This window comes from Paenibacillus tundrae, assembly GCF_030812775.1.
Lineage (GTDB): Bacteria > Bacillota > Bacilli > Paenibacillales > Paenibacillaceae > Paenibacillus > Paenibacillus tundrae_A.
In genome coordinates, this window is record NZ_JAUSTI010000003.1 from 184,720 (window position 1) to 200,003 (window position 15,284).

General features: G+C 43.7%; 15 protein-coding genes. 14 read left to right on the forward strand and 1 reads right to left on the reverse strand.

The window, feature by feature from the left end; translation table 11 throughout:
• Positions 1–133: 133 nt before the first annotated feature.
• From smc to trmD, 9 genes are all read left to right on the forward strand, one after another.
• On the forward strand, positions 134–3,703 hold the full coding sequence (gene smc, locus J2T19_RS06590; RefSeq protein WP_307214218.1) for a chromosome segregation protein SMC: 3,570 nt from the start codon (positions 134–136) through the stop codon (positions 3,701–3,703).
• A gap of 96 nt (positions 3,704–3,799) precedes the next feature.
• Positions 3,800–4,801 carry a signal recognition particle-docking protein FtsY gene (ftsY, locus tag J2T19_RS06595; RefSeq protein ID WP_128101375.1) on the forward strand — a complete coding sequence of 334 codons (1,002 nt, stop codon included), beginning with the start codon at positions 3,800–3,802 and terminating at the stop codon, positions 4,799–4,801.
• Between the two features lie 170 nt (positions 4,802–4,971).
• On the forward strand, positions 4,972–5,619 hold the full coding sequence (gene trhA, locus J2T19_RS06600) for a PAQR family membrane homeostasis protein TrhA (protein WP_145046258.1): 648 nt from the start codon (positions 4,972–4,974) through the stop codon (positions 5,617–5,619).
• 248 nt (positions 5,620–5,867) lie between these two features.
• The gene (locus J2T19_RS06605; RefSeq protein WP_307214219.1) at positions 5,868–6,218 is read left to right on the forward strand and encodes a putative DNA-binding protein; all 351 of its coding nucleotides are present in this window, start codon (positions 5,868–5,870) and stop codon (positions 6,216–6,218) included.
• A gap of 69 nt (positions 6,219–6,287) precedes the next feature.
• A complete protein-coding gene (ffh, locus tag J2T19_RS06610; RefSeq protein ID WP_128101377.1) occupies positions 6,288–7,664 on the forward strand; it encodes a signal recognition particle protein in 1,377 nt (458 codons plus the stop codon).
• Positions 7,665–7,717: 53 nt separating this feature from the next.
• Complete coding sequence (gene rpsP / locus J2T19_RS06615; RefSeq protein ID WP_056700527.1) at positions 7,718–7,990, forward strand: 30S ribosomal protein S16; 273 nt, start codon at positions 7,718–7,720, stop codon at positions 7,988–7,990.
• A 23-nt stretch (positions 7,991–8,013) separates the two neighbouring features.
• Positions 8,014–8,244: a KH domain-containing protein gene (locus J2T19_RS06620; protein ID WP_056700529.1), complete on the forward strand. Its 231-nt coding sequence runs from the start codon at positions 8,014–8,016 to the stop codon at positions 8,242–8,244.
• Positions 8,245–8,533: 289 nt separating this feature from the next.
• Entirely contained in the window at positions 8,534–9,046 is a 513-nt protein-coding gene (gene rimM / locus J2T19_RS06625) for a ribosome maturation factor RimM (protein WP_307214220.1), read from the forward strand.
• A 1-nt stretch (position 9,047) separates the two neighbouring features.
• Entirely contained in the window at positions 9,048–9,815 is a 768-nt protein-coding gene (trmD, locus tag J2T19_RS06630) for a tRNA (guanosine(37)-N1)-methyltransferase TrmD (protein ID WP_307214221.1), read from the forward strand.
• Positions 9,816–9,890: 75 nt separating this feature from the next.
• On the opposite strand, the gene J2T19_RS06635 is transcribed toward trmD, so the two are convergent.
• On the reverse strand, positions 9,891–10,847 hold the full coding sequence (locus J2T19_RS06635) for a polysaccharide deacetylase family protein (protein ID WP_307214222.1): 957 nt from the start codon (positions 10,845–10,847) through the stop codon (positions 9,891–9,893).
• A 215-nt stretch (positions 10,848–11,062) separates the two neighbouring features.
• Here J2T19_RS06635 and J2T19_RS06640 point away from each other — a divergent pair, with 215 nt between their 5' ends.
• From J2T19_RS06640 to rnhB, 5 genes are all read left to right on the forward strand, one after another.
• On the forward strand, positions 11,063–11,200 hold the full coding sequence (locus J2T19_RS06640) for a hypothetical protein (protein ID WP_307214223.1): 138 nt from the start codon (positions 11,063–11,065) through the stop codon (positions 11,198–11,200).
• A gap of 228 nt (positions 11,201–11,428) precedes the next feature.
• Positions 11,429–11,770 (forward strand): 50S ribosomal protein L19, encoded by a 342-nt coding sequence (gene rplS, locus J2T19_RS06645; protein ID WP_024630190.1) that lies wholly within the window; start codon positions 11,429–11,431, stop codon positions 11,768–11,770.
• Between the two features lie 478 nt (positions 11,771–12,248).
• Positions 12,249–12,869, forward strand: coding sequence for a signal peptidase I (lepB, locus tag J2T19_RS06650; RefSeq protein WP_307214224.1), 621 nt, complete (start codon positions 12,249–12,251; stop codon positions 12,867–12,869).
• A 116-nt stretch (positions 12,870–12,985) separates the two neighbouring features.
• Complete coding sequence (gene ylqF / locus J2T19_RS06655) at positions 12,986–13,849, forward strand: ribosome biogenesis GTPase YlqF (protein WP_145046271.1); 864 nt, start codon at positions 12,986–12,988, stop codon at positions 13,847–13,849.
• Positions 13,850–14,554: 705 nt separating this feature from the next.
• Positions 14,555–15,262: a ribonuclease HII gene (gene rnhB / locus J2T19_RS06660; protein WP_307214225.1), complete on the forward strand. Its 708-nt coding sequence runs from the start codon at positions 14,555–14,557 to the stop codon at positions 15,260–15,262.
• Positions 15,263–15,284 lie beyond the last annotated feature (22 nt).

Sequence of the window (15,284 nt, forward strand, 5' to 3'; positions counted from 1 at the left end):
CCCCGGCGGAATGATTAGCCGGACTGCTTTTTGCTCTTTTTTTTGTAAAGAGAGGTTAGGGTTTAGTTTCCCCTAATTCAAGGATATGCGCTGCAACAACTGAAATTTGCAAGAGGAGGTGACGGGAAGCCCTATGTTTCTTAAACGTATTGAACTGGGTGGATTCAAGTCATTCGCCGACAAAACAGAGATGGAATTCGTTCGTGGCATAACTGCGGTTGTGGGTCCGAACGGTAGTGGGAAAAGTAATATATCTGACGGAATTCGCTGGGTACTGGGGGAGCAAAGTGCCAAATCACTACGTGGTGGCAAAATGGAAGATATTATTTTTGCTGGTAGTGATGCGCGCAAAGCCGTCAATTATGGTGAAGTTTCATTAACCCTCGATAACGAAGATCATGCGCTTGCCTTAGATTTTGGTGAGGTGACCGTGACACGTCGTGTACATCGTAGCGGAGATAGTGAATATTTTATTAATAAGCAATCATGTCGTTTGAAAGATATTACTGAATTGTTTATGGATACAGGGATCGGTAAAGAAGCCTACTCGATTATCGGACAGGGACGAATTGAAGAGATTCTGAGTACCCGGTCAGAGGATCGAAGGGGGATCTTCGAAGAGGCATCTGGTATCGTCAAATATAAATCTCGTAAACGGGATGCTACACGCAAGTTGGATGAAACAGAGCAAAATTTGCTACGGATCCATGACCTCGTTACTGAACTAGAAGATCAAATTGGCCCGCTCAGAGAACAGTCGGAGAAGGCAATTCACTATAAGGAATTACGGAGTCAGTTGAAATCTCAAGAAATTTCGATGTATGTGTATCAGATTGAACAAATCCATGCTTCCTGGAGCAAGGCTAATGAACGTTTACAATCGTTAAAACAGGAAGAGGTTGGTCTCTCTGCAATTGTCTCAACACATGATGCAAAGCTAGAGAGCGATCGAAATGCGTTACGTACGCTCGAAGCTGAGACGGAGCGACTGCAATCGGAGCTTCTACAATTCAGTGAAGCAACCGAGAAAAGTGAAGGACACGGAGAATTATTAAAAGAACGAGCACGTAATCTGCAAACGAACCATGAGCAATTGACCGTGACAGTTGCAGCCAGTGAAGAAAAGCACCGCGAGCGTGAGGCTGAGTTGCTCTCTCTTCGTGAGAAGTTCGCTAAGCTGGAGAAAGAACTTACGGAAGTGAGAAACAGCTTGTCCGAGGAAGAGGCGAAGCTCATTGGGGTGACTGGAGGTATCAGTCAACAACAAGAGGAGAGTCTCAAAGGTAATTTGCTCGAATTAATGAATCAGATGGCGCAGACACGGAACGAAATTCGTTATGTGGATCAGCAAAAGGAAACGCTGGAACGACGCATGAGTCGTGCATCCGAGGAATCTGGCAAATGGGAAGGGCAAAAGGAAACGTTAGAGCAGCGTAAGGCGGAAATCGAGAAAAAGGTTGCACGTCTGGGCAAGGAAATTAGTGAACTCCGCGGTGGATACATCACCGAGAGTGAACGACTTCAATCCTTGCAGAAGCTGCTGGAAGAGAGTCGGGGAACCGTTCGGAAATGGGAGCAGAAGCGTGAAGCTCAAGTTTCCAGACGTGATACGATGAAAGAAATGCAGGATGATTTTGATGGATTTATGCTCGGCGTTAAAGAAGTGCTGAAGGCGTCCCGTAAAGGTACACTGAGCGGGGTTCATGGCGCGGTGGCTGAGCTGATCAAAGTGCCTGAAAAGATTGAACTTGCGGTAGAGACGGCGATGGGTGCGTCTGTGCAGCATATCGTCATGGAGAATGAATCGGTCTCCAGACAGGCGATTTCTTTCCTGAAGCAACGTCAACTAGGTAGAGCTACATTCCTACCTCTTGATGTCATTCGTCCTCGTACTATTGGTGCTAATGAGCGATCGATGATTGAAGGTATGGATGGATTTGTAGGTATTGGTGCCGATCTGGTTCAGTATGATTCCACGTATGCCTCGATTATCGGTAGTCTCCTTGGTAATGTCATCATTGCGGAAACGCTGGAGGTTGCGAATAAGATTGCTGCACGGTGTCAATATCGCTTCCGGGTGGTAACCCTGGAGGGCGATGTAGTTAACGCAGGTGGCTCCATGACAGGCGGAAGCCAGCACAAGAAAAACGGCAGTTTGCTCAGCCGTAAACGGCAACTGGATCAGTTAGACCAAGACATTGTGGATACCGAAAATCAAATCGTCAAATTGCATCGCAGTGTAGATGAGGTTAAAGCACAGTTGGAGCATTGCCAGGACAAGCTGGATGAACTGAGACAGTCTGGTGATGATACACGTAATGCGGAACAGCAAGCATCGATGGAAATGAAGCAGGTAGAGCATGAGCTTCGGCACGTGTTGGAGCAGGTTGCTGTAGCGGGTCAAGAGAAGAGTGGATTTAAAGAAGAGATTCAAGAGATGGATAATGCTCGTGCGGTCGCTGTCCAGAAGCTTGCGCAGCTTGAAGAGGAAGAGAAGGCGACGCATCGTGCTATCCACGCTGCTGAATTCGCGCGTAAGGCCAATGAATCTGCCAAAGAGGAATTGCAGAGCCAATTGACTGAACTGAAAGTGCGGGAAGGTAAGCTGGATCAAGAGCGTTATTCCAATGAAGAGCAGCTACGCCGTCTGGAACGTGAGGTCGATTCACTCGTCAAGGAACTTCGTCAGAATCGCACCTTGCTCGCTTCGATGGAAGCGGATTTGAAGAAAACAAAGCTTGAGAGTGTTACGCAGATTGAGAATCTGAATGAGTACAAGCTGAAGAAAACGGAAGCTTCTCAGGAGCTAGACTTCAAGCGAGCTGCTCGAAGTCAGTTGTCGAAGAAGCTAGAGCTTGCGGAAAGTGAAACGAAGGAACAGCGCACACAGCTCAAAGCAGTGGAAGAGCAGATGCGTCAGACCGAGATTGCCGTAAACAGGCTTGATGTTGAGCTAGAGAATATTTTGCGTAAATTGACCGATGAATATGAGCTCGGATATGAACTGGCTAAAGAGCGTTACCCTGTACCAGAGGATGTAGAAAGCACACAGGCTGAGGTACAGAAGCTCAAGCGAAGTATATCCGCACTTGGTGAGGTCAATCTGGGAGCCATTGAAGAATTCCAGCGTGTCAATGAACGATACGAGTTTCTCAGTGAACAGAAGAATGATCTGGTCGAGGCCAAAACAACCTTGTATCAAGTTATCCGTGAGATGGAAGACGAGATGGCTAAGCGTTTCAAATCAACGTTTGATGCGATTCGCCGTGAATTCGGCACCGTATTCTCCAAATTATTTGGTGGTGGACGCGCGGATCTCGTCCTGATGGATCCTGAGCGAATGCTGGATACGGGAATAGATATCGTAGCTCAGCCGCCAGGCAAAAAGCTGCAAAATCTGCAACTATTGTCCGGGGGAGAGCGAGCGCTCACAGCCATGGCATTGCTGTTTGCCATCCTGCATGTTAAACCCGTGCCGTTCTGTGTTCTTGATGAGGTAGAAGCTGCACTGGATGAAGCGAACGTTGTTCGTTTTGCTCAATATCTACGTGAATTCTCCGAACAGACCCAATTTATCGTGGTGACACACCGCAAGGGTACGATGGAGGAGGCTGACGTTCTCTATGGCGTTACGATGGAAGAGGGCGGCGTTTCCAAGCTCGTTTCCGTTAAGCTGGAGGACGAGGAAGCAGAGATCGCATAGACGGTTTAACTAGAAAAGAGCTCTACGAAGTATAGGGAATATTATAGATGGTCTATTATAAATGAAGTATGACTATGTACACGATGGAGGGGCTTTATGAGTTTTTTTAAGAAGCTGAGAGATAGCATTGCTAGCAAAACGGAGTCGGTTACGAAGCAGTTTAAGGAAGGACTCGAAAAGACACGCAAAGAGTTTGTTGAGAAAGTATCTGACCTTATGGTTAGACGCAAAAAAATCGACGAAGAATTCTACGAAGAATTGGAAGAAATTCTAATTGGAGCAGACGTTGGTGTTAACACCGTGATGAATCTCATTGATGAATTACGCGTTGAAGTGAAAAAGCGTAAGATTGAGGACGCAGCTGAGCTACAGCCGGTACTTTCTGAGAAACTAACCGATTTGTTGCGTGGGGAACAAAATAATGAATTAAAACTAAATCCGAATGGGATTACGGTTATTTTATTTGTTGGCGTTAACGGTGTCGGGAAAACAACGACTATTGGTAAACTCGCACATCGTTACAAACAGCAGGGTAAAAAAGTCATTATGGCAGCAGGTGATACATTCCGTGCAGGTGCAATCGAACAGTTAGAGGTTTGGGGACAACGTGCTGGAGTGGAAGTCATTAAGCAACAAGCGGGTTCTGATCCGGCGGCAGTGATGTTTGATGCTGTGCAAGCCGCTAAACAGCGTAACGCGGATATTTTGCTCTGCGACACGGCTGGTCGACTGCAAAATAAATCTAACCTGATGGAAGAGCTGAACAAAATATATCGTGTTATTCAGCGTGAAATTCCGGATGCTCCACATGAGGTGTTGATGGTACTTGATGCAACGACAGGACAAAACGCCCTGAATCAAGCGAAACTGTTTGGAGAGAAAAGTGGCGTGACAGGACTCGTACTAACGAAGCTTGATGGTACAGCTAAAGGAGGAATCGTGGTTGCGATTCGCCAAGAGTTGGACTTGCCTGTGAAAATGGTAGGTTTGGGTGAGAAAATGGAGGATCTGCAGCCATTCGACTCTGAACAATTCGTACATGCATTGTTTGCTGGACTGATTCAGGAACAGGTAGAAGAAGGTTCCACTGAAGAGTAAATCTCGATCAACTGATCGGTTAGACAGAAACAACATTTTTGGAACACAAACGTAACGTATACATGACCCTATTGCCGTTGATAAGCGTATGCTCTACATGTTTATCTGCGGCAATAGGTGTATAATGGAATAAATGTGAACTTAAAATAGGGTTAGAAAGGACGGTTGATATGGCCAATACCTATACCTATTCCCGCCGTGAAGAAGTCGCTAATGCAGTAACTCATGGGATCGGTGCTGCGCTTAGTGTGGCTGCATTGGTACTATTAATTGTATTCTCCAGCATGAAAGGTACGGCATGGCATGTGGTTAGTTTCACGATCTATGGGATCACGATGCTTATGCTCTACACCAACTCAACGTTGGTACACGCACTTAAAGAGGGTAAAGCCAAAGATTTATTTGAGTTTTTTGACCACTCCTCTATTTATTTGTTTATTGCGGGAACGTATACTCCCTTCTTGTTCGTTGCTGTCCGCGGGACACTTGGGTGGACGTTATTTGGAGTCATTTGGGGTATCGCATTATTCGGCGTAATCTTCAAGGCGTTTTTTACGAAAAAATTTCTGTTTATGTCCACGATCTTCTATATTGCCATGGGTTGGCTCATTGTCATTGCTTGGCAACCACTTGTAGCTGCAATTCCTTCAGGAGGAATCGTGTTACTGGTAACGGGTGGACTGATGTACACGCTCGGAACGCTGTTTTATGTGTGGCGTGGATTCCCGTATCATCATGCCATCTGGCATTTGTTTGTACTGGCGGGCAGCATTCTTCACTTCTTCGCCGTACTTTTATATCTTACACCTCTACGATAGTAACAATGAACGAATCAGCTCTTTATAGAGGGGGTTCGTTTTTTGTTTGGAGAGTAGTGATGTAAAAGAAGGATATGAGGCGCATAAATATTGATTATTTCACCTTATTTTTGAGTGGTTTTATGCCTTGAATATAGCAATTTTATTGTGACAAGTATTTTTGCTTGACATCCTGAATTCTTTTCGGTATTATTAGGAACGTTGCAAGAGTGTAAAGTGTTTTTCCTTGACGAAGGGAGTGCCCCGATATGAGTCAAGAAAATCGGCTTGAGAAGACAAACCGAATTAACTTGCTGTTTGCTTTTTATGAACGTTTACTGACAGAGAAGCAACAGACCTTTTTAAAGTATTACTTTCATGATGATTTCTCGCTTGGTGAAATTGCATCCGAGTTCGAGATCAGCCGCCAGGCGGTATACGAGCATATCAAGCGTGCCGAACAAGTGCTTGAAAATTACGAAAGCAAGCTTGGATTGTTAGAAAAGCATGAGCGTCGCAATCGTAATCTTGAAGATTTGCAAAATGCATTGGAAGACATCGGTGTCTCCATTGATAACAACAAACCAATAAACGATATTGTTCAGCAGCTTAGAGAATAGAACAATCTTGAACACTGAACGAAACGTAACGATCTTACAAACAGTATTACAGCTTAAGGAGGTGGGATCATGGCATTTGAAGGATTAACGACCCGATTGCAGAATGTGTTCAGTAAACTGCGCGGCAAAGGCAAGGTGTCTGATGAAGATGTTGCCGAAGCGATGCGCGAGGTGCGTCTGGCATTGCTTGAAGCGGATGTAAACTTCAAAGTGGTCAAGGAATTCATCGCCAAGGTGAAAGAAAAGGCTGTCGGTAAAGAAGTGATGGATAGCTTCACACCAGGAATGGTGATTATCGACATCGTAAACAAGGAACTCACGGACTTGATGGGTGGAAGTCAGTCGAAGCTGGCTAAAGCGAATAAGCCTCCAACGGTTCTGATGATGGTTGGTTTACAGGGTGCTGGTAAAACGACAACATCCGGTAAACTCGCTAAGATGCTGCAAAAGCAAAATAGCAGACCATTGCTTGTAGCGGGAGATATTTATCGTCCTGCAGCGATTAAGCAGTTGCAAGTGCTTGGTGAACAGATCAAAGCACCTGTATTCACACTGGGAGATCAGACAAGCCCGGTAGAGATTGCACGTCAGGGATTACAGCATGCAAAGGATAACGGCAATGATTATGTTATCATTGATACCGCAGGTCGTTTGCACGTAGATGAAGAACTGATGGAAGAACTTCGTCAGATCCATAGTGTAGTTAACCCGGATGAGGTTCTGCTTGTTGTAGATAGTATGACAGGACAAGATGCTGTTAATGTGGCAGAACACTTTAACAAGCAACTTGATCTAACCGGTGTTGTACTGACAAAACTGGATGGAGATACTCGTGGTGGTGCGGCGCTTTCTGTCAAAGCCGTTACGGGTTGCCCAATCAAATTTGCTTCTCTTGGTGAGAAGCTGGATGCACTTGAGCCTTTCCATCCGGAACGGATGGCTTCACGGATTCTCGGCATGGGGGATATGCTCTCTCTAATTGAGAAAGCACAGTCGAACATCGACACAGAGAAGGCAAAGGAAATGGAACGTAAGATGCGTAATGCTGAATTTACGTTTGAGGATTTCCTTGAGCAGATGGATCAAGTGAAAAAGCTTGGACCAATTGATCAGATCATGGATATGATTCCTGGCATGGGCAAGATGAAACAAGCGAAAGATCTGAAAGTTGATGACAAGCAGATGGGTCGAATTGAGGCGATTGTGTACTCGATGACAACAGAAGAGAAACGTAACCCGGACATGATTAATCATAGCCGCCGGAAACGGATTGCTACGGGTAGCGGAACATCTCTGGCTGAAGTTAACCGACTGATCAAGCAGTTTGATGAAATGCGCCGCATGATGAAACAGTTCTCGGATATGATGGGACCTAAAGGCGGCAAAAATAAAGCGATGAAGCAACTCAAAGGATTAGGCAAAGGAATGAAGTTTCCTTTCCGTTGATCTACCTGAGTTGAAGTAATAATCAGATTTCATTGAAGGAGGTGAATTTTCAAATGGCAGTTCGTATTCGTCTGAAACGTATGGGTGCTCACAAAGCTCCTTTCTACCGCGTAGTGGTATCGGATTCCCGTTCCCCACGTGACGGTCGTTTTATCGAGGAGATCGGTTACTACAACCCGGTTGAACAACCGGCTGTTGTTAAGATCGATGAAGATAAAGCATTGCAATGGCTTCAAAATGGTGCGCAAGCATCTGACACTGTCCGCAACTTGCTGAGCAAAGCGGGCGTGATGAAGAAGTTCCACGAGTCTAAACTATCTAAATAAGGTGCTGATTCGGAGGGTCATCTATGGAAGAATTAGTAAGTGTAATTGCTAAGGCTTTGGTCGATCATCCGGAAGATGTGACGGTTCGGACGGTTGAGAAAGACCGGCTTGTCGTGTATGAGTTAACCGTGCATCCTGACGATGTTGGGAAGGTTATTGGTAAACAGGGACGTATCGCAAAGTCTCTCCGTACAGTCGTCACATCAGCAGCAGTTAAGATGGATAAACGGGTTACCGTAGATATCATATCTTAAAGATATACGAAAGGGGGTTAGGATGCATGTCCTAGCCCCTTTTCGTGCATGCTGAACTTATAATTGTTTAATAAAATTCAGAATTAAAATTATTTTGAGGATTACACCCTGACGGAGCGGGCAGAAAAAAATCTAAAGAAACGAAGTGTTCGCCTTTAGCACCGGATATCAACCTTTTTGAAAATTTAATCAAAGAAATCCGGGGATAACAGCGATCGTAAGATGTTTCTGACTGCGCAGTGTGTGTGGGATCAGCTATCATTTTGATTGAATTTCGTAGGAGGATTGTATGGCAGAATTTATGAACGTAGGTAAAATTGTAAACACTCATGGCATTCGTGGAGAGTTGAAAATCATGCCGTTGACGGATTTCCCGGAAGTACGGTTTGCTAATAATGCAGAACTATATTTCTTTACAACGGATAATCATCCGATCTTAGTGCATGTAGAATCTGCACGACTGCATAAAAATATGTATATTGTTCGTTTGAAAGAGTTCGGAAACATTAATGAAGTGGAAAAGTTCAAAGGCGGGATGGCTAAAGTATCCAAAGAAGATTTGGCCGAACTCGACGAGAACGAATACTACTTCCATCAGATTGTAGGATGTACTGTCATAACGGAAGAGGGAGATACACTCGGAACGATCTCCGAAATCCTAACGCCGGGTGCCAATGACGTATGGGTAGTCAAAACACCAGCAGGTAAGGAAGTTCTAATTCCGGTAATTGATGATGTCGTGCTCCATGTGGATGTAAAGGAGAAACTGGTTAAGATTCACCTTATGGAAGGGCTGCTGTAGCATGAAAGTAGATGTATTAACTTTGTTCCCGGAAATGTTCGATGGTGTATTCGGGACGAGTATTCTCGGTAAAGCTCAGACTAAAGGACTTGTTTCTCTAAATGCGGTTAACTTCCGTAATTATGCTACCAATAAGCATAACACAGTAGATGATACGCCATATGGGGGCGGAGGCGGTATGGTGTTGAAGCCTGATCCGATCTTTGCTGCCGTGGAGGATATCCTTAATCAGCGTGAAGAGGTTACTATGCCTACGATGAAGGCACCACGTATTATTTTGATGTGTCCACAAGGGGAGACGTTCACACAGCAGAAGGCGGAAGAGCTTGTGCAAGAGGATCATCTTATTTTTATATGTGGACATTATGAAGGTTATGATGAGCGTATTCGTGAATTTCTGGTTACGGATGAATTGTCCATTGGCGATTATGTGTTGACGGGTGGAGAACTACCAGCCATGGTTGCGATTGATAGTGTGGTACGTTTGATTCCAGGTGTACTCGGCAACGAAACGAGCGCAGTGACTGACTCGTTCAGCACAGGACTGCTGGAGTATCCGCATTATACACGTCCACCAGAGTTTAGAGGCATGAAGGTGCCAGACGTGTTGTTATCAGGTCATCATCTGAATATCGATGCATGGCGCCGGGAGCAGTCTCTGCTACGTACTTTGGAGCGCAGACCTGATATGCTGGAAAATGCGGAGTTGACGGATAAAGAACGACTTTGGTTAGAAGAGGTTCGTTTGAAAAAAGAGAAATCAGAGTAGAAAAAGGCCTAGCTACAGCCGTAATGGCGGTATAGCTAGGCCTTTATCTGTACACATGCTTCAATGTGTTGACTTTTAGTTCGCCTCAGTAACCAATTCAGCATCTTGACTTGAACTGGATTGCAGCAATGCAGGTAGATCCGTGCCAGTAGTCACGGTAAGACGTGGAAGCCTCATTAAGTCGGCACCAGGCTTCACCATTCCTTGGACAATGGTAAAGGCCATGCGGTAGCCATTTTGCTGCAAATGGTAGATCATCTGTGTACTGGTATAACCAAAAGGATAAGCGATATAAGGTGTATCAATGCCTGTCTGCTTCATCTGCTGAATATCATCGCTGAGGAGGCTAGTATCGAGACCAGCGGGAACGAGCTGACCACATCGCATGAAACCTTTATGATGCAAATTGTAGGTGTGACTGTTGTATTCAAATACATCTGAACCGGCTGTCATCTCTGGTTTGGATAAGAACGTATCTTTGCTTGAGTCGAATACAGAAGGCTGATCCTGAATCTTGTTTCCAATCACAAAAATGGAAGCGTGGAAATCATACTTCTTGAGAACAGGATAGGCAAGTGTATAGTTGTTCTGGTAACCATCATCAAAGGTGATTACAATCGATTTGGAAGGTAATGAAATTCGTCCATTAACGTAGTCTTCCAGCTCTTCAAGTGTGATCGTATGGTAACCTTCGTCATGTAAGTATTTCATGTTTTCTTCAAAGTCTTGCAGACTAATCATGGATTTGTTTTGTTTCTTCAGAGCGTCCATATGAGGTTCTATGTAATGATACATCAATACAGGAACTTCTGTGGCAGTACCTGGCGCAACTTGAAATGTAGTGGCATCAAGAGTAGGTACGCTGTTATATTCGGAGTGGGATAATGAGAACACTTCACGTTTCACCATATCCCATGATGTGCAGGCTTTGTGTGCTAAGGCGTTGGAGGGATGATTAACGGCATAGACATACACCGTGGTCAGACAGGTAAGTACAGCTAGAGTAACAAGCAAACATTTTTTCCATTTCATACGATCGTGGTTCTCCTTATAAAAAAATATCAGTATAATTCATGGCATAACTAGCCCTATATATCATAGACGAACATGGCCGCGTGGAAGTTACAGTATCTTAGCCGGTTGCAGGGTTGACTTTGTTCCGCGAATCTGATTATTAAGCATTTTTTTAATCTTGGGAATGTGTCTATTGGTATAGCAGAGCTGTCATAAGGGAGATCATGAGAATCATGAAAAGTCGCCAAAAAGGTATAATTACGGTTGTGTGCATATTATTATCGGCTGTCACTGGAATTGCTTATTTTCAATTATCTACGCCAGAGGAAGTGAACCAGTATCACTCAGCGGGGATTATTATTTTTCAATAGAGATTATAAAAGTGAAGTGATCAATGGATACTTGGTTATATATTTGGCAACAGTTATTGGTTCATAGTCAGAGCACAAATAACCTGATACATTTATCTTGTGTTTTGATATGCTACATGATACAATAAGTCTGTTGTGTGGAATACGGCGGTCCTCTATGGATAATGAAGGAGACAAGGTGATCTCTGGAAGAAGTATGAACGCCTGTACGGAAGGAGGGAGTCATAGATGAATATCGTTCAAGCGATTACACAAGAACAACTTCGCAAAGATATTCCGAGTTTTCGTCCTGGTGACACTTTGAAAGTGCACGTTAAGGTAATCGAGGGAACTCGTGAGCGTATCCAATTGTTCGAAGGTGTTGTGATTAAACGCCGTGGTGGTGGAATCAGTGAGACTTTTACAGTTCGTAAAATTTCTTACGGTGTAGGTGTGGAAAGAGCTTTCCCGCTTCATTCCCCAAAAATCGATAGAATCGAAGTGGCTCGCCGTGGTAAAGTGCGTCGTGCGAAGCTTTATTATCTTCGTGAACTACGCGGTAAAGCAGCGAGAATTAAAGAAATTCGTTAATATAACGGATACCGGGGAGGGCTTGGAGACAAGCCCTTTTCGTTTTTGTCTGGGAAAAGTTGAACCGGAGGTATACTTCCGAGTAAAATGGTATGGCGGCACACGTAAGAGTTAGTCCGGGAGGTTTGAATTAATCAGTTATTGATGTCATTTAATTGTGGTTTGAATGTACGGAGTTCTTGTGTGAGCATTTTGCATAAATCCAATGAGCGACTTATAATTACCAAAGATTACATTTTTAGTGAGTTGTGAAAAAGAGTCATTCGTCTTCACATTGGCTTACACGGGAGTATCTGCCCGTCTTAATTATCGTTTCCGAGAACAAGTGGAATCGAGTTATGCAAAATGCTGGCGTATAGATTACATAACTGATGAGTTTATTTTGTATTTGTTTCGATCTGGATGGGAATGGAATGATGCAAAAATCTGGATTTGCAAGCTGCTATAAACATGTACCGTGAAGAGAGGAAGATCAGTGATGGAACATGAAGTTCAACCAAACCAAGGCAATGCTGTCGATGAAAAAGACAGTCGATCCAAAAAAGCTAAAAATGAAATTGTCGAGTGGCTTAAAGCCATTGTTATCGCATTAGTGCTCGTTATTTTGATTCGTTGGTTGTTATTTAAGCCATTTGTCGTAGACGGTCCGTCGATGCAGCCGAATTTTGAAACAGGTGAACGTGTCATTGTTAATGAAATATTATACGATATTCGAGAGCCGAAGCGTGGCGAAGTTATTGTCTTCCACGTACCGTCCGAAGGTCGAGATTTCATTAAACGAGTTATTGCAGTAGAAGGTGACACAGTAGAGGTAAATGATGATACGGTAACAGTCAATGGTCAAAAAGTCAATGAGACTTATATTCAAGGTGCGATTGATGCCGCAGAAGCAAATGGCGGAACGTATAACGTGAAGGATTTCCCGAATGATCAATTCCCGGATGGTAAAGTGCCACCAGGACATGTGTTTGTAATGGGAGACAATCGTCCTAACAGTACAGATAGCCGTATGATTGGTTATGTATCTCTAGAGGATATCATCGGTCGTGCCGATGTAATATTCTGGCCGATCGGTAATATTAAATGGATTAACCATTAATAGTGATGCTGGACTTATGGCAGACTATGTAATGTGATTGATAACGAGAATATTAAGGCAGAGCTTATCGTAAGAAGGACTGTCTTAGATTAGAATGATAAAGAGGTGAGGACAAGGTGACGATACAATGGTTTCCAGGTCATATGACCCGAGCCAGACGCCAGATTCAGGATAAGTTGAAGCTCATTGACGTGGTCATCGAACTGTTGGATGCCCGTCTGCCTGTCTCCAGCCGTAATCCGATGATTGACGAAATATTGCAGGGGAAACCCCGTATGATTCTGTTGAATAAGTCTGATTTGGCAGATGCCAAAGTGACGCAAGAATGGATTGACTATTTCAAAAAAGAGGGAATAACTGCTTTTCCTGTAGATGCTTCAACAGGCACGAATGTAAAAGACATTCCTGTACAGGCGAAGCTTCTTCTAAAAGAAAAAATTGATCGCCAGCTAGCTAAAGGGGTTAACCCTCGTGCGGTTCGTGGATTGATTGTAGGTATTCCAAACGTGGGTAAATCGACGCTGATTAATCGACTGGCAGGCCGTAGTATTGCACTGACAGGGGATCGCCCGGGTGTGACGAAGGGGCAACAGTGGATCAAGGTAGGCAAAGAGATGGAACTGCTGGATACCCCTGGTATTCTGTGGCCGAAGTTCGAAGATCAGAACGTAGGTTATCGCCTTGCGGTAACCGGTGCCATCAAAGAAGAAATTTTGAATGCCGAGGATATTGCCTATTTTGCGATTAGTTATTTAATGCGTTATTATTGGGATGCTCTTGAAGAGCGTTACGGACTTGAGGATTTTTCCAAGGATGCAGATGATTCAGACAGTGTCATTGCAATTATGGAAAAGGTTGGACGCATTCGTGGTTGTATTGTAAGCGGAGGGCGTGTTGACCTTGAAAAGGCATCAAGAGCCTTTTTGCGTGAACTGCGTGCTGGCAAGATGGGACGCTTCTCAATGGAAGCTCCATATTAATCAATATATTATAGGAAGATGAACTGTATACTCAGTCTTCTTCTATGGAACAAGTGCCGAAAGAAGCGGCCGTTACCGGATTACCGGGAGCGGCCGCTTTTTTTGTATACAATAAGCGGGAGATCTAATTCACTAAACCATTTACGTGATAATAGGGAGAGGCGAATTAATAGGAAATAGAGGCATGACTTATTTTAAAAAGCTAGATCTATGAGATAACTTCGTCCACAAGTATTTACAAAAGGGCGTTATTTGGAAGATTTTGAGTAAGAACTTGCATTGCTCAGATTGCGTCATATGTATATGAGGACAAAACGAATCATGGTATGATGAATGGTGAAGTAAACGCACAAGGACGGATGCAAAATATCTTCAATTTAAATAAACAAATGCCGATAAAAATAATAAATCGAATCAATTTCATAACTCATTAAAAATGGATTGATGAAACGAGATAAAGACAAATTGAACCGTTTTGATCTATATCTCGCCTTGATTGAAGCAGCTATAGGTATTATGAAATTGATTCAATCTATTTCTTATTTCTATACCATTATTATGTAACAAGTTGTCTACTAAATTAAATGTCGTTGGTGAACATGTATGGTTCAGTAACTCTAATATTTTAATTGAAAAGCCAATTTAAATCTGTATGAATCTGATAAATACGTTATTGCAAGCATGGGTAGAGGGGATGAAGGCAAGATGACTCATAACGATAAAGAAGTTGAACTTATTCAGTTAGAAGTGCTGGATAAACCAAAGAAGAAAAAAGAAAAAGTGGTTGCTGAACTACAAGATCTGCTGAGATATGAGCGAGACTATTGGGAGAGTGGATTCGAACATATTGCGGGCATTGATGAAGTCGGTCGGGGATGCTTGTTTGGAGATGTGGTGGCGGCAGCGGTCATTTTACCTCGGGATCTCATTCTAGAAGGTGTGAATGATTCCAAAAAGCTGTCGGAGAAAAAACGCGATATGTTGTTTGAACTCATTATGGAAAAAGCGATATCCGTCGGTGTTGGTTTTGCGGATGCAAAAGAGATTGACCATCTTAATATTAAACAAGCGACTCGTCTGGCGATGAAGCGGGCAGTGGAAGGGCTTGGGGTTCGACCTGACTATCTCTTCGTAGATGCGGAAAAGGTCGATGTGACTATACCTCAGATGTCAATCATTAAAGGAGATGCCAATAGTCAGTCCATTGCTGCAGCATCCATTATCGCAAAGGTGACCCGGGATCGACTGTGCAAGGAAGAATGGGAGACGTTATATCCGGATTATGGTCTGTCGATACATAAAGGCTACGCTACAAAATTTCATCGGGAACAGATCATGGCTTTGGGAGCAACACCTATGCATCGCCTTAGTTTCCTAGGGAATTTGTTAGGGGAGCAACAAACGTTATTTTAATCAACATCCGTTCAACTAACTT

Excerpts from the sequence above, each read along its gene's own strand:
- rimM (WP_307214220.1), top strand. The coding sequence starts at position 8,534 with ATGGCAGAATTTATGAACGTAGGTAAAATTGTAAACACTCATGGCATT.
- trmD (WP_307214221.1), top strand. The coding sequence starts at position 9,048 with ATGAAAGTAGATGTATTAACTTTGTTCCCGGAAATGTTCGATGGTGTA.
- ftsY (WP_128101375.1), top strand. The coding sequence starts at position 3,800 with ATGAGTTTTTTTAAGAAGCTGAGAGATAGCATTGCTAGCAAAACGGAG.
- J2T19_RS06640 (WP_307214223.1), top strand. The coding sequence starts at position 11,063 with ATGAAAAGTCGCCAAAAAGGTATAATTACGGTTGTGTGCATATTATTA.
- rnhB (WP_307214225.1), top strand. The coding sequence starts at position 14,555 with ATGACTCATAACGATAAAGAAGTTGAACTTATTCAGTTAGAAGTGCTG.
- lepB (WP_307214224.1), top strand. The coding sequence starts at position 12,249 with ATGGAACATGAAGTTCAACCAAACCAAGGCAATGCTGTCGATGAAAAA.
- J2T19_RS06605 (WP_307214219.1), top strand. The coding sequence starts at position 5,868 with ATGAGTCAAGAAAATCGGCTTGAGAAGACAAACCGAATTAACTTGCTG.
- J2T19_RS06635 (WP_307214222.1), bottom strand. The coding sequence starts at position 10,847 with ATGAAATGGAAAAAATGTTTGCTTGTTACTCTAGCTGTACTTACCTGT.
- rpsP (WP_056700527.1), top strand. The coding sequence starts at position 7,718 with ATGGCAGTTCGTATTCGTCTGAAACGTATGGGTGCTCACAAAGCTCCT.
- rplS (WP_024630190.1), top strand. The coding sequence starts at position 11,429 with ATGAATATCGTTCAAGCGATTACACAAGAACAACTTCGCAAAGATATT.
- smc (WP_307214218.1), top strand. The coding sequence starts at position 134 with ATGTTTCTTAAACGTATTGAACTGGGTGGATTCAAGTCATTCGCCGAC.
- ffh (WP_128101377.1), top strand. The coding sequence starts at position 6,288 with ATGGCATTTGAAGGATTAACGACCCGATTGCAGAATGTGTTCAGTAAA.
- trhA (WP_145046258.1), top strand. The coding sequence starts at position 4,972 with ATGGCCAATACCTATACCTATTCCCGCCGTGAAGAAGTCGCTAATGCA.
- J2T19_RS06620 (WP_056700529.1), top strand. The coding sequence starts at position 8,014 with ATGGAAGAATTAGTAAGTGTAATTGCTAAGGCTTTGGTCGATCATCCG.